This is a genomic window from Prochlorococcus marinus subsp. pastoris str. CCMP1986, assembly GCF_000011465.1.
Lineage (GTDB): Bacteria > Cyanobacteriota > Cyanobacteriia > PCC-6307 > Cyanobiaceae > Prochlorococcus_A > Prochlorococcus_A pastoris.
On sequence record NC_005072.1, the window covers coordinates 80961 to 107943 of the forward strand.

Genomic DNA, 26983 nt, shown 5'->3' on the forward strand with positions numbered 1-26983 from the left:
ATACTAATGCTAAAAAAAATTGTTGCTTTTACACCTTTATTTGGAGCTGTGACTTTTCCTTTGATAGTTCCTATTACTATTTCTAAGTTTGGAGTAAATTATGGAATTCTAAGTGCATTAGTTATTTCCTCCTTATGGTTTATCGCTATGTTAAGAACATCCGAAATGCCACATTAATTTAGTTAGATTTTTCTAAGTTTTATATAAATCATGACTGAAGTTAATGTTATTAATATAAAAAATCCTTTTCTAGATCAGAAACCAGGTACTTCTGGGTTAAGAAAAAGCACTTTAAAATTTAAAGAAGAGCATTACTTGGAAATATTTATAGAGGCAATTTTTAAATCACTTAATAATTTGAGCGGATCAACTTTGGTTGTTGGTGGGGATGGTAGATATGGAAATATCGAAGCAATCGAGAAGATTATTCAAATATGTGTAGCTCATAAAGTTGGAAAAGTTATTATTCCAAAAAACGGTTTATTATCAACACCTGCGACATCTCATTTGATTAGAAAAGAGGAGGCTATTGGAGGAATTATTCTTTCAGCAAGTCATAATCCTGGTGGTATTGACGGGGATTTCGGAGTGAAATTAAATACTGCGAATGGTGGACCTGCTCCTGAGTCAATTACAGATCAAATATTCCAATGTTCTCAATCACTTAAGAGTTACAAAATTAGTAATATTAAAATTCCAGACTTAGATAAGTTTGGTGTATTCTCACTTGGAGAAACTTCATTAGAAATAATTGATGGATTAAAGGATTATTCAGATTTAATGGAGAATATTTTTGATTTTGATCAAATAAGTGATTTTCTTAAAAATGATTTCTCTTTAATTTTTGATGCAATGAATGCAGTTACTGGTCCATATGCAAAAAATATTTTTGTTGAAAAAATGGGTCTTGTAGATGCTTGTGTAATGAATGGCACACCCCTCGAGGATTTTGGAGGTTTACATCCTGATCCAAATCTTACTTATGCGTCTAAATTGGCAGATTTGTTATTAGTTCAAAAAGCCTATAGTTTTGGAGCTGCATGTGATGGTGATGGTGATAGAAATATGATCTTAGGTCAGGGATGTTTTGTAAATCCAAGTGATAGTTTGGCAGTTATTACTGCTAATACAAATTGTGTACCTGGATATAAAGATGGTATTGCTGGTGTTGCCCGATCTATGCCCACGAGTTCAGCAGTAGACTTTGTTGCACGTGCTTTAAATATTCCTTGTTTTGAAACACCAACTGGATGGAAATTTTTTGGAAACCTTTTAGATTCTAATTTAATAACAATTTGTGGAGAGGAAAGCTTCGGAACTGGTAGTAATCATGTAAGAGAAAAAGATGGCTTATGGGCAGTTTTATATTGGTTACAAATTTTAGCTGTGAAAAATTGTTCAGTAAGTGAATTAATTCAAAACCACTGGAAACAATACGGAAGAAATTATTATTCAAGACATGATTATGAGGCTATTCCCTCTACTATTGCAAATCAAATATTCAATAATTTATCTTCTATGCTTCCAAGTTTAAAAGACAATAAGTTTGCTGGAAATCTTGTAAAACAAGCTGACAACTTCTCATATTTAGATCCAGTAGATAATTCAGTTAGTAAAAATCAAGGATTAAGAATTATACTTGAGGATAATTCCAGAGTAATCATACGTTTATCAGGTACTGGTACCAAAGGTTCAACTTTAAGATTATATTTTGAAAAATTTGCCAATTCTCAACATAATTTAGATTTAAATCCTCAAATAGCTCTAAAAGATTTAATTAACGATTTAGATCATTTATTAAATATTTCAAAACTTACCAAAATGGAAAAACCTACCGTTATTACATAATTTTCAAAAATGATTTATTCGTTAGATTAAAAAACATGGAGTCAGATAATTTATTTAGCAATACTTATCGAATAGAAAGTAACGCGCCATTAGCGGATAAATTAAGACCAAAAAATTTAGATGACTTTTTCGGTCAGGAATCCATTTTAGGACATGATTCTTTATTAAGAAATGCAATTTTGAATGATAAGGTAGGAAATATTATTTTTTCTGGACCGCCTGGTGTAGGTAAAACAACTTTAATTGAGATTATATCTTCTAATACTCGTTCTTCATTAATAAAGTTAAACGCTGTTTTGTCTAGTATTAAGGAGTTAAGAACTGAGATTGCTAATGCGAAGGAAAGATTACGTAGTTCTAATAGGAAAACAATTTTATTTATTGATGAGGTACATAGATTCACCTCAGTTCAACAAGATGCTTTGTTGCCCTCAATTGAAAATGGCACCATTACTTTTATTGGCGCTACAACAGAAAACCCTTTCTTTGCCGTAAATAAAGCTCTAATAAGTAGAGCTCGTATTTTCTCATTACTTCCTTTGAATAAGAATGATTTGAAGAAAATAATTGATAAAGTAATAAAGTATTACTCCTGCCTTAAAGATTCCAAGGTTGTTGAAATAAAAGAAGAGGCAATTAATCATTTAATAAAATTTTCTGGAGGCGATGCGAGGAATCTCATAAACGCTTTAGAGTTAGGTATTAGTATTACCAAGGAAAATAAAGAAAACTTGGTTGTTATTGATCTCGCAATTGCTGAAGATTCAATCCAAAAGAAAAATATTGTATATGACAAAAATGGACAAAATCATTTTGATGTTATTAGTGCATTTATAAAATCTATTAGGGGTTCAGACCCAGATGCGACTTTATATTGGCTTGCCAATATGGTAGAAGCTGGTGAAGATCCAAATTTTATTTTTAGAAGACTTTTGATTTCCGCTTGTGAGGATATAGGTCTTGCAGATCCCAATGCAATAGTTGTTGTGCAATCATGTTGTGATGCTTTTGATCGAGTCGGTTTTCCTGAAGGATTATTTTTTCTTTCACAAGCCTCTTTATACTTAGCAATTTCTCCAAAGAGTAATAGTACTAAATCAATTTTTAAAGCGCTAGAAGCAATTAAGGCTACTAACGTATCGTTAGTTCCCAATCATCTGAAAAATAATGCTAGTAATTACTTGAATCCACATAATTATCAAGGGAAGTGGTTGCAACAAGAATATCTGCCAACAGATTTACAAGGAATTAAGTTTTGGAAACCAAAAGATTCTGGATGGGAAAAAAATAAATATGAAGATTTACCTAAAAAACAAAAAAGTTAGACCATTTTTGAGCTGCAAATAATATTAGGTATAAAGTGAGAAGTATCTTTATAAGCTAAAGAGATAGTCCATTTATATAAGTTAATTTGGGTAAATTTTAACTTCAGTTTCTTTTTATTATGAAATAAGATTTTGTCATTTTCAGAATATTGCCATTCCTTTATGTCTTCAGCTAACTTCCCATGATCCCATTTTATGGCGGCCTCAACTGCACACCATTGATTTAAGATGGTTTTTCTATATGATTCGCTCGTAGTATTTAAACTATTTGATTTGAAGAAATATTTTTTCGCTAATTTTTCATAATTGAAATTTCTATCAAGTCTCTCAATATCAATCCCAATTTTTCTTTCATGCCAAACTAATATAATTGCATCATTGCAATGACTAAAACTACAATACCCCATCCCTTTTGGTAATTCAGGAGGTTCTCCTGGATTTGCAATTATGGGTACCTCTAATGGATTTAAATTAAAAAGATTTCCTAAACATTGTCTTATATAAGCTCTGCTTTCTAAAAAAATATTTGCTCGATGTCTAGAAAGCTTATTTGCGATTTCAAGTTCATTCAGTGTTGCGACATCTTGTACACCTTTTATCTCATGAAACCAGATTTTTGGTATTTTATATTCATAGTTATTTAATAATGTCAATGGCTCTTAAGGTTGGTGATAAAGCACCAGAATTTAATTTAAAAGACTCTTTTGAAAAAGATGTATCTTTAAAAGATTTTAAAGGTAAAAGAATAATACTATATTTTTATCCAAAAGATAATACTCCAGGATGTACTAAAGAGGCTTGTAATTTTAAAGAAAATTGGGATTTACTTAAGCAAAATAACTTTGTAGTTCTGGGAATTAGTAAAGATAGCGCTGCTTCACATCAGAAATTCATTGAAAAATTTGACTTACCTTTTGTTCTCTTGACTGACCCTGAACCTTATAAAACCTCTTCTGATTATGATAGTTATGGCCTTAAAAAATTTATGGGCAAGGAATATATGGGAATGATGAGAAATACTTTTTTAATTGATGTTGATGGTAAAGTCGAAAAAATTTATCTTAAGGTTAAAGCAGCTATTATGGCAGACCATATTATTTCAGATTTAGGATTAAGGTAATTATTCTAATGATTGAAGTGTGTGATCATCCCTTGCATAACTAAATTCGGGGAGATAATAATTTCTTCTTTCTTTTGCTTTAATAGACTACCAATTAATTCAGAGTCGCCTCCGCACACAATCAAAATATCCTTAGCAGGGTTAAATGATAAATTAATCACACCCATGAGAGAGTTAGATACTCCCTTTAACATTGAATCTTCTGTATTAATTAGAAAATCTTGAACAGGAATATCATATTTTTTTGGAGCTTTAAGATTATCGGTATATTTCTCCATAGATCTTAGCTGTGTCAGGAAACCAGGTGTTATTTGCCCACCGATAATAGAGCCTTTTGCAGTTAACTTCGTAATAGATAAAGTTGTTCCAAAATCTGCTACTAATAGATCTTTTCTGGATGGGTTCTCTATTATTTTTAAAGCTTCCAAACAACCAAGAGCTCTATCAACCCCAAAATGATTCGGAAGGTTTTTTAATTTAATATCTTGAGTTGAGATCCTATTTTCTTGCTTAAGAGACAAATCTGGTAATTTACCTACTGATGCCCAAATTAAATTATTTAAATTGATATTTTGAGGCACATTATTATTTTTTTGTGTGTGAAAAAACTTATACTTTGATTGTAAATTTTCTGCCCAGTGAAGCCTGCTATTGCCAACTAAAAGGAAATTAATATCATCAATCATAGGCCCTAAAAGAAAAATTTAATTTTCAGTATGAATTCCACATTCTTGCTTCATTCCGCCAAATCTTGTTGTCCTGCCTTCTTTATCAACACTTTCAGGAGAACTGGAATGCCAATCTCCAACAGTTGAATAACCTTTTGAGAAAAGTGGGTGTGACGGTAATTGATTTTCTTTCATGTAATAAAAAATATCTTTGTTTTTCCAGTTGAGTAAGGGCCTTAAAGAAAGTCGTTTGCGAATTACGTCAACAAAATTCATTTTATTCCTATTTTTCGTTTGCTCCGATCTAACACCGCTAGCCCAGCAGAATATGTCGTGTTTATCTAAAGCATTTTCTAAAGGTTTGATTTTTCTTATGTCATGGTATTTATCTAAATCACTAGATTTATTAGTTTCCCAAAGTTTTCCATAAAGGGATTCCATTCTTGCTGGAGATAGTTCACTTTGTAAAACCTCAATTTCTAAAGATAAATCATTAATTAGTCTCTCTGCATATTTATAAGTCTCTGAGGGTAAGTAACCTGTATCTATCCAGAAAATCTTAATTTTTTTTTGTAGTGAGTGCTGATGCACCATATGTAAAATAACTGATGATTGTATACCAAAGCTTGTTGTAATAGCGAATTGATTACCAAAGTTTTTATAACCCCATAATATTATTTCTTTGGGGGTCATATCTTTTAATTTTTTATTATGCCCTTCTAAATTAAGTTGAATACTTTCTAGCGTTTTCTTAATCATTATCAAAGGTAGTTAGGGATTAGAGTTTATTTCGCTCAGTTTGAGTATTATTCGTTTAATTTAATAATACATTTAGGTTTAACTATATATCCTTCATGAAATCAATAAAAAAACCAATAGTAATAGTTGGAGCAGGCTTTGGAGGTATGACAGTTGCTTCAAACTTAAAAGAACTTAATCCTTCTTTGCCGATCCTAGTCGTTGATTCTGAAGCAAAGTTTATATTTAAACCTTTAATGTATGAAGTTTTAAGCGAAGAATTATCAATGTGGGAGACTGCTCCTGAATTTTCAAATATATTTTCAAATTTAGGTATTACATTTCTAAGAAATTGTTTAACTAAAATTAGATTTGATGAAAAGATTCTCGAATTTAGTGATGATTTAAATATAGGTTATGAATGTTTGATTCTTTGTACAGGATCCTTATCTAGTAATTTTTCAGTTAGAGGAGTAGATGAAAATTGTTATTTTTTCAATAATTTAAATGATCTTAAAAAATTAAAGTCGTTTTTACAAAAGTTTCAGAATGACAAAATTAAGAAAAACTTATTTGTAATTGGAGCTGGTCCTTCTGGGGTAGAGATCGCATGCAAAATTAATGATATATATAAAAATAAATTTGATATAAGTATTGTTGAAAGGTCTAATGAAATTTTAGGTCGAAATAAGATTTTTAATCGAGAAGAAGCCGAGAAAGCTTTAGAAAAAAGAAAAATAAATGTTCTTTTAAATTCAACTGTTCAAGAAATTTCTGACCAAAAAATTAGTATTTTGGATGGTTCTGAGATTAAAGACTTAGATCAAGATATTGTGATCTGGACTGCTGGGGTCAAACCTAACCTTCCATACATTGACGCACAAGTCACACAAAAAGATGGAAGAATTCTCGTGAATGAAAATTTTCAGATAGATAATTGTGTAAACTCTTTTGCTATTGGAGATATTTCAATTATTAAAGGTATGGAGGATTTGCCTTTGACCGCTCAAGTTGCAATGCAACAAGGAAATCATCTTGCTAAAAATATCGAATTACTCTTTCAAGAAAAAGAGCTTTTGCCTTTTAATTTTGAGGACAATGGTGAAATGATTAGTTTAGGAATTGGTGAAGCATCCATCTCTGCTTTAGGTGTAACTTTATCGGGTAAATTTGCATTTGAAGCAAGAAGATTGATTTATGCTTCAAAAATGCCTGATATTAGTAAAAGCTTAAAATCTACGGCTTCTTGGTTATTTCAAAAAAAATCTACTATAAATAACTTTATTAATAAAAAACCATAAATAAGCTTAAACTTTTGTGGCCTATTGTTTATAGGTATATTGAGTTAAATAAGTTTGATATGAATCTGATTTCTTTTTTTAGTAATAATTTAGATGCACTAATAACAGTATTAGTTTTATTTCTGTCATTAATTTTATTTATAAAAAATACTATAGCCCCTGAATTAACTGGTTTATTATGCGTTGGAATATTTATTGTCACTGGAGTTCTAACCCCTGAAAAAGCCTTATCTGGATTTGGAAGCCCATCTTTAATCACTTTGATGGGTTTATTTGCAGTCTCATCTGCATTATTTAAAAGTGGTGCGTTAGACAGAGTAAGGGAGCTTATATCCTCTGAAAATATTAAAACGCCTAGAAAATTAATTTTACTTATAACTTTTTTAATAGCTCCAATATCTGGAATCGTTCCCAATACGCCAGTTGTAGCTTCCCTTTTGCCTTTAATTGAAGGCTGGTGTGAACGACGAAATATTTCACCTTCCAAAGTCCTTTTACCTTTATCTTTTGCAACTCTATTAGGAGGAACACTTACATTATTAGGTAGCTCAGTAAATCTGCTAGTAAGTGATATTAGTCAGCAATTAGGCTATGGTTCTCTTGAATTATTTAGCTTGACTTCAATAGGGATTCCAGTTTGGTTAATAGGCACAACATATATGATCTTAGTCTCTGATGTTCTTTTGCCTGATAGAGGAAGAAATAAAGATTTTATTAAAAATGGTAATATGAATATCTATTTTACAGAAGTTACCATTCCTTCTTCCTCCGAATTAGTTGGCCAATCAGTAAGAAATAGTAGATTACAAAGAAGATTTGATGTTGATGTTCTTGAGTTGCAAAGAAACGGAAAAGTAATATTACCTCCTCTTGCAGATCGCAAATTTGAGCCTGAAGATAGATTGATAGTACGTGTTACGAGGGCAGATTTATTGCGATTACAACAAGAACATACAATTTTGTTAGCTGAAAACAAGAGATCTATTGTCGGAACAAATCTTCTCTCTAATGAAGAAGGTACTAAAACTTTCGAGGCTTTGCTCCCTTCAGGATCAACTTTAGCAGGAGCAAGCTTGAGAGAACTGAGATTTAGGCAACGCCATAATGCCACAGTTTTAGCCCTCAGAAGAGGACAACAAACTGTTCAGGAAAGATTAGGTCAAGCCGTTTTAAGAGCAGGAGATGTTTTGTTACTTCAGGCACCTTTAGACTCAATAAGAGGTCTGCAAGCAAGTAACGACTTATTAATTTTAGATCAATTTGAAGATGATTTACCATTTTTAATTAGAAAACCAATTGCAATTGCAATTGCAATTGGTATGGTTCTCTTGCCTGCTCTAACTAATATTCCATTAGTAGGGTCAGTTCTTTTAGCAGTTATAGCGATGGTTGCTTTTGGATGTTTGCGTCCTGCAGAAATACAAAGGTCAATTAGGTTAGATATTATTTTATTATTAGGTTCACTATCAAGCTTCAGTGTAGCTATGCAAGTCACTGGATTGGCAGATCTAATAGCCATAAATTTGGATTTTATCCTAAGTGGAATGCCACTTTATTTTGCTTTAATAGTAATTTTTATATCAACTGTAATACTAACTCAATTTATAAGTAACGCTGCTTCTGTCGCGCTGATATTGCCTGTAGCTATTCAGTTTTCAAGCGTTCTAGGGATCTCACCAAATGCCCTGATAATGCTTGTATTGTTCGGTGCAAGTCAATCATTCTTAACTCCAATGGGTTATCAAACAAATTTAATGGTTTATGGACCTGGGAGATATAGATTTTTTGATATTGCAAAATATGGGGCGGGTTTAACACTTATAATGTCTTTGATTGTGCCTGCTTTGATAATTTTAAATTTTAAATAATTAAATAAAGTGAAAATAAAGAACGTTGTTTATAAATTAAAAGAAATATACAGAAAGTTATCTGTACCTCAATTCACTATTGTCACAGGTTTAATTATTATTATTTTTGGAACCTTAATTTTAAGTTCCCCATTATGTTCTTCATCGGATGTGGGTTTGTGGGAAGCATTCTTTACGTCTACTTCTGCAATAACCGTTACTGGATTAACTATCATTGATGTAGGGGTTGATTTAAATATTTTTGGGCAAATTTTCTTAGCTTTAATGCTTTTATCAGGTGGTTTAGGCTTAATGGCTATTACAACTTTCTTACAAGGATTTGTTGTGAAAGGGACTCAGCTTAGAACTAGATTGGATAAAGGCAAGACTCTTGACGAATTTGGGGTTGGTGGAATTGGTAGAACTTTTCAAAGCATCGCTATTACTGCCACTTCTATTATTTCTTTTGGTGCAATAGTATTGTATTTTTTCGGTTTTTTAGAAATTCAAAATAATTGGCAAAGATTATGGTCTGCAATTTTTCATAGCATTTCTGCATATAACAATGCAGGTTTTTCTTTATGGTCTAAAAGCCTTCAAGATTATCGATCTAATTTTGTTGTTAATGTTGTATTTATTTTTTTAATTGTGATGGGAGGACTTGGTTGGAGAGTTATTGACGATATATGGAGTAATAGAAAAAATCTTTCATATAAAAAATTAAGTCTTCATTCTAGATTAGTAATTAGGACAAGTTTTTCCTTAATAATTTTTGGATCATTAGGTTTTTTCATAACAGAGACATTATTAAATAGTCAATTTTTTAGTGATCTAAATTTCTTTGAGAAAGTTTTATCATCTATTTTCGAGACTGTGAGTGCAAGAACAGCGGGATTTACAAATTTTCCAATATCTTTAAACTCAATATCAGATACTGGTCTCTTGCTATTAATGACGTTGATGTTTATTGGAGCTAGCACCGGTGGTACTGGTGGTGGAATCAAAACTACAACTTTTATTGCCTTAATGGCAGCAACTAGATCAACGTTAAGGGGACAAAAAGATGTAATTATTAGTAATAGATTAATTTCAGATAAGGTTATTTTGAAAGCAGTTGGAATAACTGTTGGCTCTTTACTTTTTGTTCTCTTGATGGCTATGTTATTAAGTACTACGAATACTTTTATTAAAAAAGAATCATTTACATTTCTAGAAATTCTTTTCACATGTATTTCTGCATTTGCAACTGTAGGTTTTGATATCGGTTTGACAGCAAAATTAAATCATTTTGGTCAATTTATTTTAATTATTGGTATGTTCGTGGGAAGACTTGGGATTCTTTTGCTTTTAAGTGCTCTGTGGCAGGCTCTATATAAGAGTAGAATAGAAAGACAAAAAAGAATTGGCTATCCAAAAGCTGATCTTTATGTTTAGCCTTTACAAATATTTATTATGGCTGATTGGTGGCAATGGTCTCAACAAAAAGAAGAGCAAGCTCTAACTTTCGCAGTTGTAGGAGTTGGAAGATTTGGAACGGCTGTTTGTAGAGAACTTATAAGTAATGGCGTAGATGTTTTAGCTGCAGATGCTTCTGAGAAGGCTATTGATGATTTAAGACAATTAGAACCTTCTATTGAAGCCAGAGTAATAGATTGTACTGATGAGGAATCAATGAAGGAATCAGGTATCTTAGAGATGAATACAGTTGTAGTCGGTATTAGTGAGCCTATTGAAGCAAGTATTACCACTACTCTTATTGCTAAGGATAGTGAAGGAACAAAAGTAAAAAGAGTAATTGCAAGAGCTACGAGTGATTTGCATGAAAAGATGTTAAAAAGAGTAGGTGCTGATAAGGTCGTTTTCCCTTCTAGAATGCAAGGTGAAAGGTTAGGTTTAGAACTTGTTAGACCAAATCTAATTGAAAGATTAGAATTGGACAATCAAACTGGAATAGATGAATTAACAGTTCCAGAAGAATTTATTGGTAGATCTTTAAGAGATTTAAATTTAAGAAAAAATTATTTAGTTAACGTTCTTGCTGCTGGTCCTCCGGAACAATTAACAGTGAATCCTCCTGCAAAATATATTCTTGAGAGAGGAAATATTTTGGTAGTTATGGGGAAAACTTTAGATTTACAAAAATTACCTCAAAATTAATTATTTATTCTCGGATTTTTTGGTATACCTAATCCTTTGAGGAGCCCCTTTTAATCTTTTAATACTTTGTCTTTCTAATGTATCCCGGAAATTCTCAGTATTAACTGCAGTATCTGATGTTTGTGATTTGGCTTCTCTTTTGAGATGATTTTTAATTCCTTGCTGAATTAATACCTTGGCCATATTGCTGACAGTTCTTGATTCATTCTCAGCTAAAATATTTAGTTGCTCACAAATCAATTCTGGAAGAACCACCTGTATTCTAGGGGATTTTGGCTTCCCATTAGTTGAGTTTTGGCGGGTTGCCATTAGTCAAACTTAATAACTGTTACTTATAAGTATACACAGTTAGTCAAGGGTAGTATCTTTGTGTATATTAATAGTAAGGATATAAGCCTTTGATTAATTTGTTCCTCGTATAAATTATGCAAAATTCAAGAAATCTTGATTCTTCTCAAAGATCAACAATTGATAAAAAGAAAAAAAAATTAATACAGTCTGAGTCTTTAAGTAACGAGAATAGTGATGTATTAGTATCTGCAGTGATCAGTCCGTATTTGTTGACACATCTGCATCAAATTTTGCAACGTTCTGAATATTATGCTCAGAAAGATGGAAGAATATCTCATGCTGCTAATTTTGCAAAGCTTAGGAAAGTTCTATGTTTAGATGCAAGAAGTATGGCAGATGCCTCAGCCAAAGAAATAAAAGATACTGATCATGATTTTTCTATAAATAAAAATAATGAACAAAATGTAGCTTGAGGGAATAGTCTATAGATATGAATTAATAGAAACTGATGACTAGTAATGTTGAAAAACTCTATAACTTGATAGCCGATGATTCAAGAAAAAAACAAAGTTTATTTTTGATGGCTCTTAATAATCCAAAATCAGCTCTTGAAAAAATTTGCGAGATTGGTAAACAAGTAGATATTCAGGTTACTAAAGAAGAGGTAATAGAGTATTTGTCGACTGTTGATGACGAAGCAACTAAATTATGGTTGATCAAGGCTCGAGGAGGTCTTTAGCAAAAGATTTTGCGTAGTTCCTTCTTTTAATGTTGGGGCTATTCTTCTGTTGTAACCTCCACCACCAGCTAATGTCCAAAAAAACCAGTAACTTGGAATTGCCAATGCTGCAGCTATGAAAATTACCACTATTTGTTCTATTCTTTTCATATAACAATTTTATTCCACAAAAATTTTTTTGGTAAAAAGTCTCTAAGTTTGTAAATTCAATTTTTTTAAAGTGATTAGATTTGATAATGTAAGTAAAATTTACTCTACTGATGTTGTTCTAAAAAATATTAATTGGGAAATTAGGAAGGGAGAAAAGATAGGCTTAGTTGGTTCTAATGGAGCAGGTAAATCTACTCAGTTTAAAATCTTAATTGGAGAGGAGGATCAAACAAGTGGACTTGTTCTTAAAGAAGGAAGTCCCAAAATTTCTCACTTAAAACAGGAATTGGATTGTAATTTAAATCGAACAGTCAGAGAAGAATTAGAAAGTTCTTTTAAAGATATTCAAGTAGTTTCAAATAAACTTCTAGAGATTGAAAATGAAATGAAATTTTTAGAAACTAGCAAAGACTCTGAAAAACTTGATCATCTTGTAAATCAACTAGCCAAATTTCAAGAAAAGTTTGAAGTTTTAGGTGGCTACCAAATGCAGGCAGAAGTAGAGAAGATACTGCCAAAACTAGGTTTTTCTCAGAATGATGCAGACAAATTGGTAGGTAATTTTTCTGGGGGTTGGCAAATGAAAGTTGCTCTCGGAAAAATTATTTTGCAAAAACCTGATCTACTTTTACTCGATGAGCCAACTAACCATTTGGATTTGGAAACAATTTTTTGGTTAGAGGAATATTTAATATCTCTAAAAATATCCATCATATTAATTAGTCATGATCGATATTTTTTAGATAAACTATGTAAAAAGATTATTTTTATAGAAAGAGGAATTTCTGAAACATATAATGGGAATTATTCTTTTTTTATTGAACAAAAGTCTTTAAATGAGGCAACTCAAAGTAAAGCTTTTGAGTTGCAGCAAAAAGAGATCGAAACACAAAAAAAGTATATTGAAAGATTTCGAGCTAGTGCTACAAGGAGTACACAAGCTAAAAGTAGGGAGAAGCAATTAAAAAAGATTGTGAAAATTGATGCACCTATTTCAAGACTAAAAAGTCCTTCTTTTAATTTTCCTGAGTGTCCGCGTTCTGGTAAATTGGTTCTTCAAATTAAGAATTTATCTCATAGTTTTGAAGAAAAGATACTATTATTCGATGTCAATTTAAGGGTTTCTGCGGGCGAAAAAATAGCAATTTTAGGTCCTAATGGTTGTGGTAAATCTACTTTGTTAAAGTTGATTATGAAAAAAATAGAACCCGAAATAGGAGAAGTTAATTTAGGTAAACATAATATAATTACAAGTTATTATGAGCAAAATCAGGCTGCAGCACTTGCTGTTGAAAAACAGGTTATTGATTTAATATATTCAAAAGCACCAGATTGGTCTCAACAAAAAGTAAGGACATTCTTAGGAAGTTTTGGCTTTCATAATGATTCTGTTTTTAAACATGTTCAACAACTTAGTGGTGGCGAAAAAGCTAGATTAGCATTGGCTTTGATGATAATGAATCCAAGCAATTTTTTACTTCTTGATGAACCTACAAATCATTTAGATCTACAATCGAAAGAGAATTTGGAACTAGCAATAAATAATTATAAGGGAACAGTATTTATTATTTCCCATGATAGATATTTTATTTCAAAAGTTGCAAATAGAATTATTGAAATTAAAGACTCTAAATTATTATCTTTTAATGGTAATTATGAATATTTTTTAGAGAAGAAAAGAAGTATAAAATAACCGTTTATGTTTATCTTTTAAATATTTTTTTCTTATTTTTTTTAGTTGTGACGAATAGCTTTTAGAAAACTTTACAATCCTCTAGGCAAGATCACTTATTTTTCTTTACAGACTTCATAACTTTGATTAATGTAATAATTACGAATTTGTTTTATTGAGAATACTTATGAAAAAGTATGATTTAAAAGAAAGTAAATATGTTACTTTTGATCCAGTAGAAAGTTATTTTGAGTGTATTTCTAGTTGTGATATTTCTGATGGTATTTGTATCTCTCAATGCGTAGAAATACTTAGAGACGATGAAAGTTAAAGAATTTTTATTTTGTTAATTTAGTAATATCTATAGGTTTAACTTTTAATTTAATAATTTTATTTTTTCTTTTTAAGGTTATATTTATAAATTTATTAATTCCGTTGTTGCTTATTTCATTGATAACATCAGAAGAATTATTAATATTTGTTTTCCCCACTTTTAGGATTATGTCATTAATAAAAATTCCGCTCTTTGCAGCGGGGCTATTTGGGACAACGTATCCTACTTTTACAATACTTTCATTCGTCTCAAAATAATTTTCGTCTATTAAGTTGATTCCAATCATGGGATGTATTACTGTTCCATTTTTTATCAGTTGCGAAGCGATATTTTTAGCTTTATTTATTGGGATTGCAAAACTTAAGCCTGCCCCAGGGCCTGATCTAATAAGAGTATTAATTCCAATCACTTCTCCCTTACTATTTAATAATGGACCCCCAGAATTTCCAGGGTTAATTGCTGCATCTGTCTGAATTAATTCAAACTTTTTATCATATATTCCTAATTGTGAGACATTTCTATTTAAGTTACTAATTATTCCTAGGGTTACTGTATTTTCTAGTCCAAAAGGATTACCAACAGCTATTGCCCAATCACCAACTTCAATTTTTGTTGAATCACCTAACTTTGCTTTTGGCCAAGGTCCTTTTCCTTCAAGCCTGATAACAGCTAAATCAGTAAGTAAGTCTTGTCCTATTAACTTCCCTTTATATTTTTTTCCGTTTGATAAACCAACTATTAACTTTTGTGATCTATTAACAACATGTGCATTAGTCATTACGAGACCATCTCCGAATATAAAGCCGCTTCCTTGGCTCTGTTCTATCCGTGGTTGATTTTCAGGAGGTAATTGTAAGCCGAAGAATCTTTCAAAATATGGATCTAAGAATATTCTTGAATCTCTAGAAAATTGTCTATTTTCAACAAATCTTTGAGTGTCAATAGTTACTACTGAAGCCCCTGTTTTCTTTACTGCTTTTGTTATGAAAGATATATTTGAAATTTTAGATTCTTCATTAAGATTTTGATTTACTATGGGCTGAGATATTACATTTGATTTATTAATTAGGCCAAGTGTTAAACAGGATAGGAAGAATAGTTTTTTAAAAGATAATTTTATAAATTTTCCTTTTGTGATTGTCTTTGAAAACATTCGTTTATAATTTATTATTTATGTTAGTGAAAATTACATAAATCGCTCAAATTATTTGGCAAATAGAAGAATATGTTTCTTTAAATTAGCTAAATTTATTTTTTTCGAGCTATTATAGATCATAAGTAATAATAGATTAATACACTAAATGTCTTTCTTATTTCCAATAGTTTATTCAGCTGCTCTAACCTATTTAGTTTGGAAAGCTTTTAAAGTAATGTCAAATGGTTGGGGGGCACTTGATAAACAACCAAATCGTTCTTACAAAACAAATATCAAACAAAAAAAATATACTATTCATCCTGAACTTCTTGATAAATCTGGAAATATAACTCAAGAAGAATTACTTACAGTAAGGTTTTCTAATGATACAGATTCAACTCTGGAGGAAAAGGGAACTACAACTGATTAAATTCATTAAACACATTTATTACGGATAAAAATTTGGAATTAAGAACAAAGATTGTCGCCGGAGTTATTAGATCACTTAAGTTACCGCCAAGGTTTCGTCTTAAAATGGTTAAGGAAGATCCTGTCAGACTTGAATTGAGTATAACGCCTTCTTATGGAAAAAATCCAGTAATAGTTGGAATAGTGGAGTCTCTTGATTTAGTTGCCAGGAGAGATAGAGAGGGAAGAATGCCAAGAGATCTACAAGGAACTTGGGATTGGACCGTAAGACATGGAAAAGTAAGTACTGGAGGTTGGAACCCAATGCTTAAAGAAGCTCTCCAAACTATGTTTGAAACAGGTTTGCCATCGATAATATATGAAGAATTAACTGGAGATGAGTACAAGCCAGTTGATGGAATAAGACATGTTAGATAAATCATGAATTTTTACATAAATTCAACCTTATAACGCTAAAATATAGTTACTTTTTCGAATAAATCATTATGAATGAGGATAATCAACCAAGATTTGGTTTTGTCAACTTTGCAGAAACTTGGAACGGAAGAATGGCAATGATGGGAATATTGATAGGTTTAGGTACAGAATTGATTACAGGACAAAGTATTCTAAGACAAATTGGGATTGGTTAAATTTTTTTCAAGAAGTATTTAAGGACAATCACTTAATTTCCTCTGCTTTTACTTCAATTGTAGTTTCGCTGGGTTTTTTCAAAATTTCTGAGCTTTTTGAATTTGTATTTTCTAAATCTGCACCACAATTCATGCAGGTATTATTAATTCCTAAAGTCACAGTGCCACACTGATTACAAGTATTTACTTTTGACTTTAAGGAATTAAAACTTATCAATAAAACAGCAAGTATTAAAAGAGGAATTAAAAATATAAGTAATAAAAGATTTCCGATAAGATTTAAAAAAAAGTTAAATCCAAAAAGGGAAATTAATATTAAAAAAATTAAAGAGTAGGTGAATAAATTTTTGTTCATTTTAGAAAAGGAAACATGTGATTCTTTTAGAATTAATTTTTTCTTCTCCTGCTTGTTAAAGACATACTAGCTATAACCACACTCCAACATTGTCCAAAATATAAAACGACGCCTAATAGCCAAACCCATAAAGTTAGTACTAAAAAACCTCCAATAAAACCATATGCTTGAAATCTTGTCCCAAGGGAAAGAATACTTTTACTTACTGCTAGATTAAGAGTAGTTAGCCCAATTCCAATCAGAATTGAACCAGGGATTAGTGGTTTTAAAGGAACTTTTCTACTAGGCAATAGTGCTTGAAGTAATAAAGCCATTAATGAAAATCCTACCAGTGGCAAAGCAAATTGACCAACTTGTAAGAGTGGTAATTTTATAATGAATTCAGATATGAAATTACTAGAATTTGATATCTTTTCTAAAACAGTAGTTGGAATCATTCTGAGGTTTGCACTGATTTGATCTAATACCATTAAAAACCCTATAAAAAATACTACCAAGAAAGCTTCAATTCTGTTCCTAAGAAATCTTGATGCTTGCTCTTGCCAGGCAGAGTTTATTCTTCTTGAAGGTAGCTGATCTTCCCATAGCCTATCTGAACCTCTTTGAAGTGATAAGTAGGCGTTGCCAGCAGTAAATAGTAAAAACATAGCTCCTAAAATACCTGCTCCAAAGCCTTGGTCAATTAAGTTAAATAATGTTGTTTCAACTAATTCAACAACCGATGGAGGTAAAATTTGAGCGGCAACAGATATTATTTGTTGATCTAAACCATCTTGCTTACCTAGAAACCAAGAAGCTATTGAAAGAGAAATAAGGAGTATTGGAAAGAATGACTGAAGAGTGTAATAAGCAAAAGCAGCGCTTAAATCAATACAATCCGATTTACTCCATCTTTCACAAGCTCCCCATAAACTTTTAATAATCCATGTTGTACTGCGCTGGATATTGATTCTCTTCAAATACTTATTCCAAAATCTTTTTTATTCTATCCAATAGGGATATTTTTCAAGTCTTTTATATATTTATGATGCAACTAATTTTCCAATAATAAATTGCCCCATGGTCTTAATACTTTCATTTTTTCTTTTGTTATGGAGGCAATTAAGGGAAAATTAGTATCTTGTAAATCTTGTTTTGCAGTTAAATGCATAGGGTTTATTTCTAACCATTCAATTGAACAATTTAGCTCCTCAAGTAATAGCCATGCTGCCGCAATGTCCCATATTTTAGGAGTTGATTCTATTGCCCCAAAAGTTTGTCCCATTGCAACGCTTGTTAAATTTAAACTGGATACACCAAGAAGTCTTATTTTCCCAGGAAATATAGAACTAGGATTTTTTTGTAAAATTTTAATAGATCTACTGCATAAAGATACGCATTCACTTTTTTGATTATTATTAACCTCAATTTTCTTGTTGTTAAGCCAAACACCTTCTCCTTTGATTGCTACAAATTTTTTCTTTAATGTAGGAATGATTAAAAAAGAAGATTGAGGGGTACCATCCACAAATCTTGCTACCGAAATAGACCAATATGGAATTCCTGCAGCAAAATTTGTCGTCCCATCAAGAGGATCTACTATCCAATAAGCATTTGTATTAGGAACTATCTTTCCTCCCTCTTCACTTAGAACCCCTTCATTTGGAGCAATTTTAGATAGAGCTCCTACTATTGTTTTATCGCTCCATAAATCACAACTAGTGATTAACGAACCATCTGACTTGTTGCTAGCACTGATGTTTCCAAAATCTTTTAATTGGCGATCACTAACCAATTCAAATAAAGATTCTAAATCTTTTAACTGTTGACTGGTTAAATTATTCTTATTCATATTCAGATATTGCAAATAGATTGAATTTCATTTTTGATAAGATTATTTTCCTCGTTACAAATATTACTTATTTCAAGAAAAGTCAATCTAACTAATTCATCTAAATTTAAATTGTAATTATAAATTGAATCAATTTTTTTTGAATTAGCATTACTTAACTCTTTTTGTCTTACAAGAACATCTTTTAGTGTAGATATTCCTATGTCATATCTTAATCTTGCTAATCTTAAGGATTCTTCTGTAGAAGAAATTTCTTTTAGAGATGAAAGAATTTTTTCCTCATTTAATTTTAAATTCAAATAAGCTTTACTAATATTTGTCTTTAAAACATTTTCAATATTTTTATAGGAGTAATCTTCGGATTTTACATCAGCTTTGCTTGATTTATATAAATTTTTATTTTGCCCGCCGTCAAAAATATTCCAACTAAAGTTTAAGCTTACAGTATTTGTATATGAAGATCCAGATTTTTCAGGGTCTATTTTGACTGACAAAGAGTCACCCTTAGAAAACGAACTAGTAAAATTATTACTTATATAAACATTTGGCTTGTAAACATTCAAATAATTCTTAGCTTGATTTTCTTTGATTGATTTTTTTAGATTAATATTTTTGAGGGAAAGGCTATTTGCCAAACCCTCAGTAATATTCTTGTTTAATTTATGGTTCCAGAAACCTATTAATTTTTGCTTTTGATTAATCTCGAAGTCCCCATTTATATTTAAGATTTCTTTTAGTTCAATTTTATTAATCTGATTCTGAATTTTTTTCTCATTTAGTGATTGCATATCTCTAGATAATTGTGCTTCAGCTTCAAGAACCTCAAATTTTGTTCCTATCCCTGCATCAAATTTTGACTGAGCATCTTTCAAACTAGTAATTGATAAATCAAGAGATAATGTTTTGTTTTTAATATCCTGATAAGACTTTTGTAATTTGTGATATCTAGATTTTGCCTCTTTTATGAGATCTTTCTTTTTAATCTCATAATTATTTTTAGCTATTGCGTAATTATTTCTAGCTATTTTAATTTCAGATCCCCTTAGAGGGTCTATTAAGTCTAATTTAATATTAAGGGATGGATTTGCTGAAAATTGGGAAGTTTTTGTAGTAGATGAGCTACTGTTATAATTTTTACCCGAAGTATATTTTGGTAATCCACTGGCTTGCAAATCTAATGAGGGATATCTTTTAGCGATTTTGCTCGAAAGAGTAAACATTGTTGAATTGACTAAACTTTCTAATGCTTTAAGTTCTCGATTATTCTTTAGAGTAATATTATCTATATCTGAATAATTAAGGAATATTTGGTTTTCGTTTTCATGAAGGATTTCTTCAATACTATTATTAGCCTTACTTAATAATGCTTCTTGAGAATTAATATACAAACAAAAAGGCAAAATTAAAATTGGATGTATAAGTTTTCTAAGCATAATTAGGTATTTCTTTTGTTTTAGATAAACCGATTAGATTACTAATAATATCATTTGTATCATCAAGAACGTGAATATTAGTTTTCAGTTTATTTGAAACTTCAGTTATATTTTTGTCATCCAAAAACAAATCACTATTAAGCTTTAACATTATCGATGGTATAAATATACTTTCTCCTAGATCCTTATTTTGTAGTCCAATAATTAAATCTTCACCAGTTAAAAGCCCTGTTACAACTTGATCTTGCCCCCAGTAAACACTTGGCAAACCATATAGATTAATTCTGAGGCCATCAATTTTATTAAGTTTTTTCACTGTTGGAAGCAGTGCTTCATAAACTAATTTCCCAACAACCCAACTGACTTTTCTTTGTTTATCTATTTTTTCAGGAAGAGATTTTGTTTTAGTTTCTAATGTTTTAAGAAAACTTCGTATTGAACCAACTCCATTAGATTCTTGGGGCATATTTTCATATGTTTTATAGCTTGGTAATTTGAGACCAGCTATTAAGTACCATTCGTCGGCAAGCCAACAAAACCGAGTTCCAATACTTTTTTGTAGAGAGGTTTGAAATTTTTCAACTTGTTGAATAATTTTTCTTGCATATTTTTTGCTTATCGCTATTAAGCCATCGTTTTCAGGCCTAAACTTTGTGAGGCCTACTGGAACTATGGCTGTTGAAAGTACCGTTTTAAAACTTTTTTTATGAAATTTTGCAAGATCGTAAATAGATTTTTCTAAGATTTTACCATCATTAATTTCGGGACATACAACTATTTGCGCGTGTATCTGGATTGAATTTTGTTCTAACCATTCAATTTGTTCAAGAATTTGACTTGCTTTTTTATTTTTTAATAATTTTTCTCGGGTCTTTGGGTCAGTGGCATGTATTGAAATAAAAAGCGGTGAGAGTTTTTGTGTTGATATTCTATTCCAGTCATCTTTATTTAAATTGGTTAGGGTTAGATATGAACCATATAGAAAACTTAATCTATAGTCATCATCTTTTACGTAAAGACTTTTTCTTTTACCATTTGGTTGTTGATCTATAAAGCAAAAAGGACACTTATTATTACATTGTTTGATTGAGTCAAATAATGCATCTTTAAAATTAATTCCTAAATTGTCATCTTGATCTTTTTCAATACTAATGTTGTGAATCTTCTTGTTTTTATCCAATACCGATATATCTAAAATTTCTTCACTAATCAGGATCTGATAATCAATTAAGTCTCTAGGTTTCTTACCATTAATACTAATAATCGAATCACCTGATTCAAAGCCTATTTCTTCAGCAATAGAATTATTTTCAATACTTTCAATTTCTGCTGGATTAATTTGGTAGTTAATATTCGGAATCAAAAGATCATTAGAATCCTCTTTATAATTAATTTCTTTCCACACAATTAAAGACCAATCTTTTATCTTTATATTTATTGTAAACTCATATAAGACTCAAAGTATATTAAATACTCTTAAAATACTAAATATGATTAATTTATTTCAACTATTAAATTAATAAAATATGTCATCTGCATTTTTATTAAACTAGACATAAATTAATTCAAAAATTTTAAAAGCCTTAATGCATTGGAAGAATTAATTACTAAAAAATTAGAAGTGAATGATAATTTGAAATCTAGATTTCATAATGGATTCAATATTGTTAAAAGTACTTTTTTATCTAGCCCAATTGCTTTGAGACTATGGTCCTCTTTTTTTGTAATTTTACCAATTTTTGTACAGGCACCATGGGTTAGATTTGCTCCTATTAGTGCTCTTTGCGCTACTTTTTTTATCCTTGCTGCGGCTTTTTTATTGTCTAGAAAAGAGGGAGATAAATGGTTTATTGTAGGCTCGTTATTATTAGGAGTCACGGGAAGTTGGCTTGGAGGTTGTTTATTTTGGGGCTGGTTAAGTGCTTATCCTATTCTCCATATCCCAGTTGAAGCAGTTGCATTGCCTCTTGCTATTGTCGGACTGGGAACAAAATGGAAAATCGGTTCAAGTTTTTATATCTCGTCTTTATTCGGAACGGCGATTACAGATTTGACAATATTTTTGACAGGAATAATGGATCAATGGAAGGAGGTTATTATTGCGGATTCTGATAATGCTCCATTAATACTTCAGAAAACTTCCGAAAATCTTATTCAGTTTAAATCTTTGTCTATTATTATTTTGGCGGCATTAATACTTTGGTTCATATCAAAAGAAATTTTTAATTACGCTACATCAAATTCGATAAATGGAAAGGCTTTTTTGGTATCAAGTTATGTAATTCAAACTACCTTAATAGTTGATGGTATTTTTATTATGCTAGCAATTATTCAACCAACACTAAGTGGTTTGGTTTAATGCTAAGACCGCCATTTTCGCAAGAATCAATATCTATTGATAAATGGGATGTGATTGTCATTGGTGCAGGAGCAGCTGGTTTAATGACTTGTTTGGAATTGCCAGAAAATTTAAATGTCCTTCTTTTAAATAGGAATACAAGTAAAAGATCATCTAGTAGATGGGCCCAAGGAGGGATTGCATCAGTAGTTAGACCTGAAGATTCTTTTGCTCTTCATGTTGAAGACACCTTAAAAGCTGGAGATGATTTGTGTGACTTATCTGCTGTTGAAATGCTTGTGAAAGATGCTCCTGGTTGCGTTGATAGGTTACAAAATTTAGGTATGATTTTTGATCAGAGCTCAGATCAACTATCAACAACTTTAGAAGCGGCCCATTCTTGTAGAAGAGTTTTGCATGTTAAAGATAGAACAGGTAGAGCACTTGTAGAAGTCTTAGAGGATCATATCGAAAACAAGGAGAATATTTTGCATTGTCGAGGTGTAAGAGTAACAGAATTGCTTATTGAAAAGGAAGTATGTAAAGGAGTTCAGGTATTAGATGGATCTAATTTATATTGGATTACTTCTAAAGCTGTTGTTTTAGCCACAGGAGGAGGGGGACACTTATTTACTAATACTACAAATCCTGCCCAATCTGCTGGGGAAGGAATAGCTCTTTCATGGAAAGCTGGAGTTGCAATAGAGGATTTAGAATTTATTCAATTTCATCCTACGGCATTAAAGTTTTATGGTTCTCCCTGCTTTCTAATCTCTGAAGCCCTTAGAGGTGAGGGAGCAGTTCTCGTTGATAAGAATGGTGAGAGCCCAGTAAAGCATTTGGAAAATGGTGATCTAGCTACAAGAGATCAAGTTAGTAGAGCAATTATGAATAATATGCAAGAAAACGATGTTGATCATGTTGGTTTGGATTTAAGATTTATTGATCCAGAAAAAATTGTAGAAAGATTTCCTATGATTATAAGTAGATGTCAAGATTATGGAGTTAATCCTTTAAATGAGGTGATTCCTGTTGCGCCAGCAGCTCACTATTGGATGGGAGGTGTTCATACCGATTTAAATGCATCTTCTACAATGAAAGGATTATATGCCGTGGGAGAAGTAGCTTCTACAGGAGTGCATGGTGCAAATAGACTAGCTAGTAATTCGCTTATGGAATGTCTAGTATTTGCAAGAAAAATGTCTTGTATCGAGTTGAATGCTCCTTATAACCTAAGAAGGTTAGATAGATATACTACGGAAATTTTTATGGATAATCCAAAGGAAGATTTTATCTTAGGTGTTTCAGATAAGATTGATAGTTTGAGAAAATTATGCTGGTCTAATTTAGGTGTCTCTCGTAATAAAAAAAATATGAATAAACTTTTAAAAACTCTTCAAGATGAGATAGATCAACTACAAAAAAATCCTTTACTTGAATGTCTTAATAAAATAGAAATTGATCAAAAATTGAAACTAAGTGAGCCAAATAGGAGAGGACTTAATTTATTGCTTGATTTGCATAATAGACAAATTACAACATTGCTATTGTTAAAAGCTTGTCTTTTTCGAGAGGAAAGTAGAGGAGGCCATTATAGGGATGATTTTCCAATTAAAGAAACAACTTGGAAATGCCATACTAGGCAGCAACTAAATCAAGAAATAATTAAAAGGTTTATTAAAAATTAGAATCGCCATCATATTCAGTCATTATTGCTAAATCATTTAAATCTTTGACTCCACTATATATTTCACCATTAATTTCCCATGATGGAAACCCTTCAATCTGTTTTTCTCTGCAAAGTTTATATTGATTATCTTTACCGTCTTGTGCGCATTCTATAATCGATAACTCTTTAACGGCTTTTTTGCCAAATATTTGTTTTTGATCATGGCAATGTGGGCACCAGTATGCACTGAACATTTTAATATTATTATCACTTAAAAATTTAGCAAACTTAATTTTCTGGGGTGAGCTAGTTGTAGTGATTGCAGGAGATACTTTTTCTGTACTTTTAGAAATATCAATTGCATTAGAAGGGTCAACACTATTTGACCATATCAATCCCCCAATAAGAACTGTTAAAAAAACAATAAATCCTCTATAAAACATAGGCTCTCTACTTTCAAACTTTGCACCAATCATAGAAATAATAAAGATAGAAATAGATAAAATTGCCGAAAGAATACAAAAAAAACAATAAGCCTTGATTTTAAAGAACATAATATTTAGCAAAAGGATGCTAAACACAGAAGAAGCACAAGAGATTAAAAATATTGCCCACCATATAATCTTATTTAATTTTTCTTTAGGAGAAACTAAATTCAATGATAAAAATATTGAAAATCCCAGTATTGAACCATAAGTAATTACTCCTGCTAATGAGAGAGGAATATTGAATTGACTATTATCGAATAATGTACCCCAAGGGCTATTTAAAACTGTTTCGCAACCATTTTTGATTCCAGGACATGAAAGAGAGTTAAATAATCCCCAATTTTTTAAGGTAATAGAGCCCGTATCAACTAATCCAATGGTGCTCAGAATAGCAATTATAATTTTTGGCCATTTTAGATCTTTTTTATTTTTACTTTTCAAAGTCTTAAGAGCCATAGATCTTTTATCTTTGTAATTTGCAGAATCTATCCTAATATTATCTTTTAATGAGACTTATTAAAAGTTTCTTTGTAAATTATTTCTTATATAATATCTAAATTACGTGAAGCAAAATAATCAAAATGTAAAGGATAAAAAAATTTCAAAGGTTGCTTTTAGTCATGTTGGTTGTGAGAAAAATCTTGTTGATACTGAACATATGCAAGGGTTATTAGATAAGGAGGGATATGAAGTAGGAAATGATATAGAAGATGCGAATGTGGTTGTAGTCAATACTTGTAGTTTTATAGAAACAGCTAGAGAAGAATCTATAAGGAAGATAATTGAATTTACTGATCAAGGTAAAGAGGTAATAGTTGCTGGTTGTATGGCTCAGCATTTTAAAGAAGAACTTTTAAAAGAAATGCCTGAAATAAAAGGTTTAGTAGGAACGGGTGATTATCAAAAAATAGCTAAGGTTATTAAAAGAGTAGAGAAAGGGGAAATTGTTAATGAAGTTTCAAAAATACCTGAATTTATTGCAGATGAAAAAATTCCACGCTTTGTAGATAAAAATAAATTTGTTGCTTATCTTCGTATCGCTGAAGGGTGTGATTATAAGTGTGCATTTTGTATTATTCCTAAGTTAAGAGGTCCTCAACGCAGTAGGGACATAGAATCTATAGTTTCAGAAGCAAAAAATCTTGCAGCTCAAGGGATTCAAGAAATAATACTAATTAGTCAAATTACAACAAATTATGGTCAAGATATTTATGGTAAACCTTCTTTAGCAAGACTCTTGAAAGAACTGTCTAAAGTTTCAGTTCCTTGGATACGAATTCATTATGCATATCCAACTGGTTTAACTGATGAAGTTATTAAATCTTTTAAAGATTCAAATAATATAGTTCCCTATTTTGATCTACCTTTGCAACACAGTCATCCAGATGTTCTAAAAAGTATGAATAGACCTTGGCAAGCTTCTTTAAATGAATCAATTTTGAGTCAAATAAGGGAGCAAATACCATCTGCTGTATTAAGAACAAGCTTAATTGTTGGTTTCCCTGGAGAAAATCAAAAACATTTTCAACATCTTTTAGATTTTTTGCATAGGCATGAGTTTGATCATGTTGGCGTTTTTATCTTTTCTCCGGAGGAAGGAACAAGTGCTTTCGATTTGCCAAATAGGGTACCCTCAGAAGTAGCTGATGCGAGAAAAGATAATATAATATCTATTCAACAAAATATTTCTAAGAAAAAAAATCAGTTATATGTAGGTACTACGATTAAAGTATTAGTAGAAAAAATATCAGAAAATAAAGAACTGATAGGACGTTCTTATAACTTTGCTCCAGAAATAGACGGTAATGTCATATTATCCATTAAAAATTATGAAGATGAAAAAAATTATATCGGTAAATTTGTTGAAGCAAATATTTGTTTTGCGGATGAATATGATTTATATGGAGAGGTTATAAAAACCTTATGAATTTTTTTAAATTAATTTAACTGCTCTTAAAAGTTTATCTAATAAGAAAGCGGCTCCAAAACCAAAACCTAGAAATGCAAAATAGAAAATGATGTTCATTTATCTTTTATATTTTTATTTAATTTAGCACCTCAATAAGAATTAGAATTCTTTCGTTTAATTTCTTAATCTTGAATATAAGGTAATTTTTTGTATAAGCATTCTTCTGCTTTTTGTAACTCTCGTCCTAAATATAAGGCATGATCAAATCTAGATATTAGATCATTACGCTTTTCTGTTATTGCTATTCCAATCTCTTTAGCGCTAATTCCTGTGAAGGTCTCATTACAAGTTTTGATTTCTTTTGAGTCACATTTAATAGGCTCATTAGTTTTTGGATCTATTGCATATCCTTCTTTATTAATAGTATTTAAATAATGTTCTAAGATGATTTTTTTTGTCTCCAAATCTATCTTTATAATAAAATATCCATTAGGGTCTAGCTTAATATATCTATTAGATAAATCATTATCTATATCTATTTTTTTTTCAAATATTTTAATAAAATCCATCTTCA

General features: G+C 30.8%; 31 protein-coding genes. 18 read left to right on the forward strand and 13 right to left on the reverse strand.

The annotated features are described in order from the left end of the window. Nucleotides 1-6 precede the first annotated feature (6 nt). From TX50_RS09535 to TX50_RS00410, 3 genes are read left to right on the forward strand one after another with little or no spacing between them, the layout of a single operon-like run. Complete coding sequence (locus tag TX50_RS09535) at nucleotides 7-177, forward strand: hypothetical protein (protein WP_036930389.1); 171 nt, start codon at nucleotides 7-9, stop codon at nucleotides 175-177. 33 nt (nucleotides 178-210) lie between these two features. Beyond that, nucleotides 211-1848: an alpha-D-glucose phosphate-specific phosphoglucomutase gene (locus TX50_RS00405; RefSeq protein WP_011131714.1), complete on the forward strand. Its 1638-nt coding sequence runs from the start codon at nucleotides 211-213 to the stop codon at nucleotides 1846-1848. 35 nt (nucleotides 1849-1883) lie between these two features. Continuing rightward, on the forward strand, nucleotides 1884-3173 hold the full coding sequence (locus TX50_RS00410) for an AAA family ATPase (RefSeq protein ID WP_011131715.1): 1290 nt from the start codon (nucleotides 1884-1886) through the stop codon (nucleotides 3171-3173). Here the strand turns inward: TX50_RS00410 and TX50_RS00415 are convergent. Continuing rightward, entirely contained in the window at nucleotides 3170-3826 is a 657-nt protein-coding gene (locus TX50_RS00415) for a 4'-phosphopantetheinyl transferase family protein (RefSeq protein WP_011131716.1), read from the reverse strand. The two genes, TX50_RS00410 and TX50_RS00415, sit on opposite strands and share 4 nt — an antisense overlap. On the opposite strand from TX50_RS00415, the gene bcp reads away from it, so the two are divergent. Continuing rightward, nucleotides 3826-4293, forward strand: coding sequence for a thioredoxin-dependent thiol peroxidase (gene bcp / locus TX50_RS00420; RefSeq protein WP_011131717.1), 468 nt, complete (start codon nucleotides 3826-3828; stop codon nucleotides 4291-4293). The genes TX50_RS00415 and bcp overlap by 1 nt on opposite strands. 5 nt (nucleotides 4294-4298) lie before the next feature. Here the strand turns inward: bcp and TX50_RS00425 are convergent, their stop codons facing one another. Continuing rightward, complete coding sequence (locus TX50_RS00425; RefSeq protein ID WP_011131718.1) at nucleotides 4299-4979, reverse strand: type III pantothenate kinase; 681 nt, start codon at nucleotides 4977-4979, stop codon at nucleotides 4299-4301. An 18-nt stretch (nucleotides 4980-4997) separates the two neighbouring features. Beyond that, on the reverse strand, nucleotides 4998-5720 hold the full coding sequence (locus TX50_RS00430) for a phosphoadenylyl-sulfate reductase (protein ID WP_011131719.1): 723 nt from the start codon (nucleotides 5718-5720) through the stop codon (nucleotides 4998-5000). A gap of 95 nt (nucleotides 5721-5815) precedes the next feature. Here TX50_RS00430 and TX50_RS00435 point away from each other — a divergent pair, with 95 nt between their 5' ends. From TX50_RS00435 to TX50_RS00450, 4 genes are read left to right on the forward strand one after another with little or no spacing between them, the layout of a single operon-like run. After that, on the forward strand, nucleotides 5816-7000 hold the full coding sequence (locus tag TX50_RS00435) for an NAD(P)/FAD-dependent oxidoreductase (RefSeq protein WP_011131720.1): 1185 nt from the start codon (nucleotides 5816-5818) through the stop codon (nucleotides 6998-7000). 59 nt (nucleotides 7001-7059) lie between these two features. Then, on the forward strand, nucleotides 7060-8868 hold the full coding sequence (locus TX50_RS00440; RefSeq protein WP_011131721.1) for an SLC13 family permease: 1809 nt from the start codon (nucleotides 7060-7062) through the stop codon (nucleotides 8866-8868). A gap of 9 nt (nucleotides 8869-8877) precedes the next feature. Next, the gene (locus tag TX50_RS00445; protein WP_011131722.1) at nucleotides 8878-10281 is read left to right on the forward strand and encodes a potassium transporter TrkG; all 1404 of its coding nucleotides are present in this window, start codon (nucleotides 8878-8880) and stop codon (nucleotides 10279-10281) included. 18 nt (nucleotides 10282-10299) lie between these two features. Next, nucleotides 10300-11004 (forward strand): potassium channel family protein, encoded by a 705-nt coding sequence (locus tag TX50_RS00450; RefSeq protein ID WP_011131723.1) that lies wholly within the window; start codon nucleotides 10300-10302, stop codon nucleotides 11002-11004. Here TX50_RS00450 and TX50_RS00455 read toward each other — a convergent pair whose 3' ends face one another. Beyond that, on the reverse strand, nucleotides 11005-11313 hold the full coding sequence (locus TX50_RS00455; protein ID WP_011131724.1) for a ribbon-helix-helix domain-containing protein: 309 nt from the start codon (nucleotides 11311-11313) through the stop codon (nucleotides 11005-11007). A gap of 116 nt (nucleotides 11314-11429) precedes the next feature. On the opposite strand from TX50_RS00455, the gene TX50_RS00460 reads away from it, so the two are divergent. Further along, complete coding sequence (locus tag TX50_RS00460; RefSeq protein ID WP_011131725.1) at nucleotides 11430-11768, forward strand: hypothetical protein; 339 nt, start codon at nucleotides 11430-11432, stop codon at nucleotides 11766-11768. Nucleotides 11769-11803: 35 nt separating this feature from the next. Further along, on the forward strand, nucleotides 11804-12034 hold the full coding sequence (locus tag TX50_RS00465; RefSeq protein WP_011131726.1) for a hypothetical protein: 231 nt from the start codon (nucleotides 11804-11806) through the stop codon (nucleotides 12032-12034). On the opposite strand, the gene TX50_RS09395 is transcribed toward TX50_RS00465, so the two are convergent. Then, nucleotides 12002-12184, reverse strand: coding sequence for a hypothetical protein (locus TX50_RS09395; RefSeq protein ID WP_036930386.1), 183 nt, complete (start codon nucleotides 12182-12184; stop codon nucleotides 12002-12004). The two genes, TX50_RS00465 and TX50_RS09395, sit on opposite strands and share 33 nt — an antisense overlap. Nucleotides 12185-12254: 70 nt before the next feature. Between TX50_RS09395 and TX50_RS00475 the strand changes: the two genes are divergently transcribed. Together TX50_RS00475 and TX50_RS09540 are read left to right on the forward strand one after the other, a co-directional pair. Then, nucleotides 12255-13877 (forward strand): ABC-F family ATP-binding cassette domain-containing protein, encoded by a 1623-nt coding sequence (locus TX50_RS00475; RefSeq protein ID WP_011131727.1) that lies wholly within the window; start codon nucleotides 12255-12257, stop codon nucleotides 13875-13877. A gap of 166 nt (nucleotides 13878-14043) precedes the next feature. Next, the gene (locus TX50_RS09540) at nucleotides 14044-14187 is read left to right on the forward strand and encodes a hypothetical protein (protein WP_173027939.1); all 144 of its coding nucleotides are present in this window, start codon (nucleotides 14044-14046) and stop codon (nucleotides 14185-14187) included. A gap of 7 nt (nucleotides 14188-14194) precedes the next feature. On the opposite strand, the gene TX50_RS00480 is transcribed toward TX50_RS09540, so the two are convergent. Beyond that, nucleotides 14195-15343, reverse strand: coding sequence for a trypsin-like peptidase domain-containing protein (locus TX50_RS00480; RefSeq protein ID WP_011131728.1), 1149 nt, complete (start codon nucleotides 15341-15343; stop codon nucleotides 14195-14197). Between the two features lie 148 nt (nucleotides 15344-15491). Here TX50_RS00480 and TX50_RS00485 point away from each other — a divergent pair, with 148 nt between their 5' ends. The 3 genes from TX50_RS00485 to TX50_RS00495 all read left to right on the forward strand — a co-directional run bounded on the left by TX50_RS00485 (nucleotide 15492) and on the right by TX50_RS00495 (nucleotide 16386). Next, complete coding sequence (locus TX50_RS00485) at nucleotides 15492-15755, forward strand: DUF2973 domain-containing protein (RefSeq protein ID WP_011131729.1); 264 nt, start codon at nucleotides 15492-15494, stop codon at nucleotides 15753-15755. A gap of 32 nt (nucleotides 15756-15787) precedes the next feature. Beyond that, nucleotides 15788-16171, forward strand: a complete 384-nt coding sequence (locus TX50_RS00490) for a hypothetical protein (protein ID WP_042115974.1) — start codon at nucleotides 15788-15790, stop codon at nucleotides 16169-16171. A gap of 68 nt (nucleotides 16172-16239) precedes the next feature. Further along, on the forward strand, nucleotides 16240-16386 hold the full coding sequence (locus TX50_RS00495) for a high light inducible protein (protein ID WP_011131731.1): 147 nt from the start codon (nucleotides 16240-16242) through the stop codon (nucleotides 16384-16386). Nucleotides 16387-16414: 28 nt separating this feature from the next. Here the strand turns inward: TX50_RS00495 and TX50_RS00500 are convergent, their stop codons facing one another. From TX50_RS00500 to TX50_RS00520, 5 genes are all read right to left on the reverse strand, one after another. Further along, nucleotides 16415-16741 carry a hypothetical protein gene (locus TX50_RS00500; protein ID WP_011131732.1) on the reverse strand — a complete coding sequence of 109 codons (327 nt, stop codon included), beginning with the start codon at nucleotides 16739-16741 and terminating at the stop codon, nucleotides 16415-16417. 32 nt (nucleotides 16742-16773) lie between these two features. Next, complete coding sequence (locus TX50_RS00505) at nucleotides 16774-17685, reverse strand: YihY/virulence factor BrkB family protein (protein WP_036930417.1); 912 nt, start codon at nucleotides 17683-17685, stop codon at nucleotides 16774-16776. An 89-nt stretch (nucleotides 17686-17774) separates the two neighbouring features. After that, nucleotides 17775-18572, reverse strand: coding sequence for an inositol monophosphatase family protein (locus TX50_RS00510; protein ID WP_011131734.1), 798 nt, complete (start codon nucleotides 18570-18572; stop codon nucleotides 17775-17777). Nucleotides 18573-18574: 2 nt separating this feature from the next. After that, nucleotides 18575-20005 (reverse strand): TolC family protein, encoded by a 1431-nt coding sequence (locus TX50_RS00515; RefSeq protein ID WP_011131735.1) that lies wholly within the window; start codon nucleotides 20003-20005, stop codon nucleotides 18575-18577. Further along, complete coding sequence (locus tag TX50_RS00520; protein WP_011131736.1) at nucleotides 19998-21410, reverse strand: TIGR03279 family radical SAM protein; 1413 nt, start codon at nucleotides 21408-21410, stop codon at nucleotides 19998-20000. The genes TX50_RS00515 and TX50_RS00520 overlap by 8 nt, the downstream gene beginning before the upstream one ends. A 186-nt stretch (nucleotides 21411-21596) precedes the next feature. On the opposite strand from TX50_RS00520, the gene TX50_RS00525 reads away from it, so the two are divergent. Together TX50_RS00525 and nadB are read left to right on the forward strand one after the other, a co-directional pair. Continuing rightward, nucleotides 21597-22364, forward strand: coding sequence for a DUF3120 domain-containing protein (locus tag TX50_RS00525; RefSeq protein ID WP_011131737.1), 768 nt, complete (start codon nucleotides 21597-21599; stop codon nucleotides 22362-22364). After that, nucleotides 22364-24031 carry an L-aspartate oxidase gene (gene nadB, locus TX50_RS00530; protein ID WP_011131738.1) on the forward strand — a complete coding sequence of 556 codons (1668 nt, stop codon included), beginning with the start codon at nucleotides 22364-22366 and terminating at the stop codon, nucleotides 24029-24031. The genes TX50_RS00525 and nadB overlap by 1 nt, the downstream gene beginning before the upstream one ends. On the opposite strand, the gene TX50_RS00535 is transcribed toward nadB, so the two are convergent. Further along, nucleotides 24021-24956 carry a vitamin K epoxide reductase family protein gene (locus tag TX50_RS00535; protein WP_011131739.1) on the reverse strand — a complete coding sequence of 312 codons (936 nt, stop codon included), beginning with the start codon at nucleotides 24954-24956 and terminating at the stop codon, nucleotides 24021-24023. The two genes, nadB and TX50_RS00535, sit on opposite strands and share 11 nt — an antisense overlap. Nucleotides 24957-25062: 106 nt before the next feature. On the opposite strand from TX50_RS00535, the gene rimO reads away from it, so the two are divergent. Continuing rightward, entirely contained in the window at nucleotides 25063-26427 is a 1365-nt protein-coding gene (rimO, locus tag TX50_RS00540; RefSeq protein WP_011131740.1) for a 30S ribosomal protein S12 methylthiotransferase RimO, read from the forward strand. Between the two features lie 164 nt (nucleotides 26428-26591). Here rimO and TX50_RS00550 read toward each other — a convergent pair whose 3' ends face one another. After that, the gene (locus tag TX50_RS00550) at nucleotides 26592-26978 is read right to left on the reverse strand and encodes a DUF4346 domain-containing protein (RefSeq protein WP_011131742.1); all 387 of its coding nucleotides are present in this window, start codon (nucleotides 26976-26978) and stop codon (nucleotides 26592-26594) included. Between the last annotated feature and the right edge of the window lie 5 nt (nucleotides 26979-26983).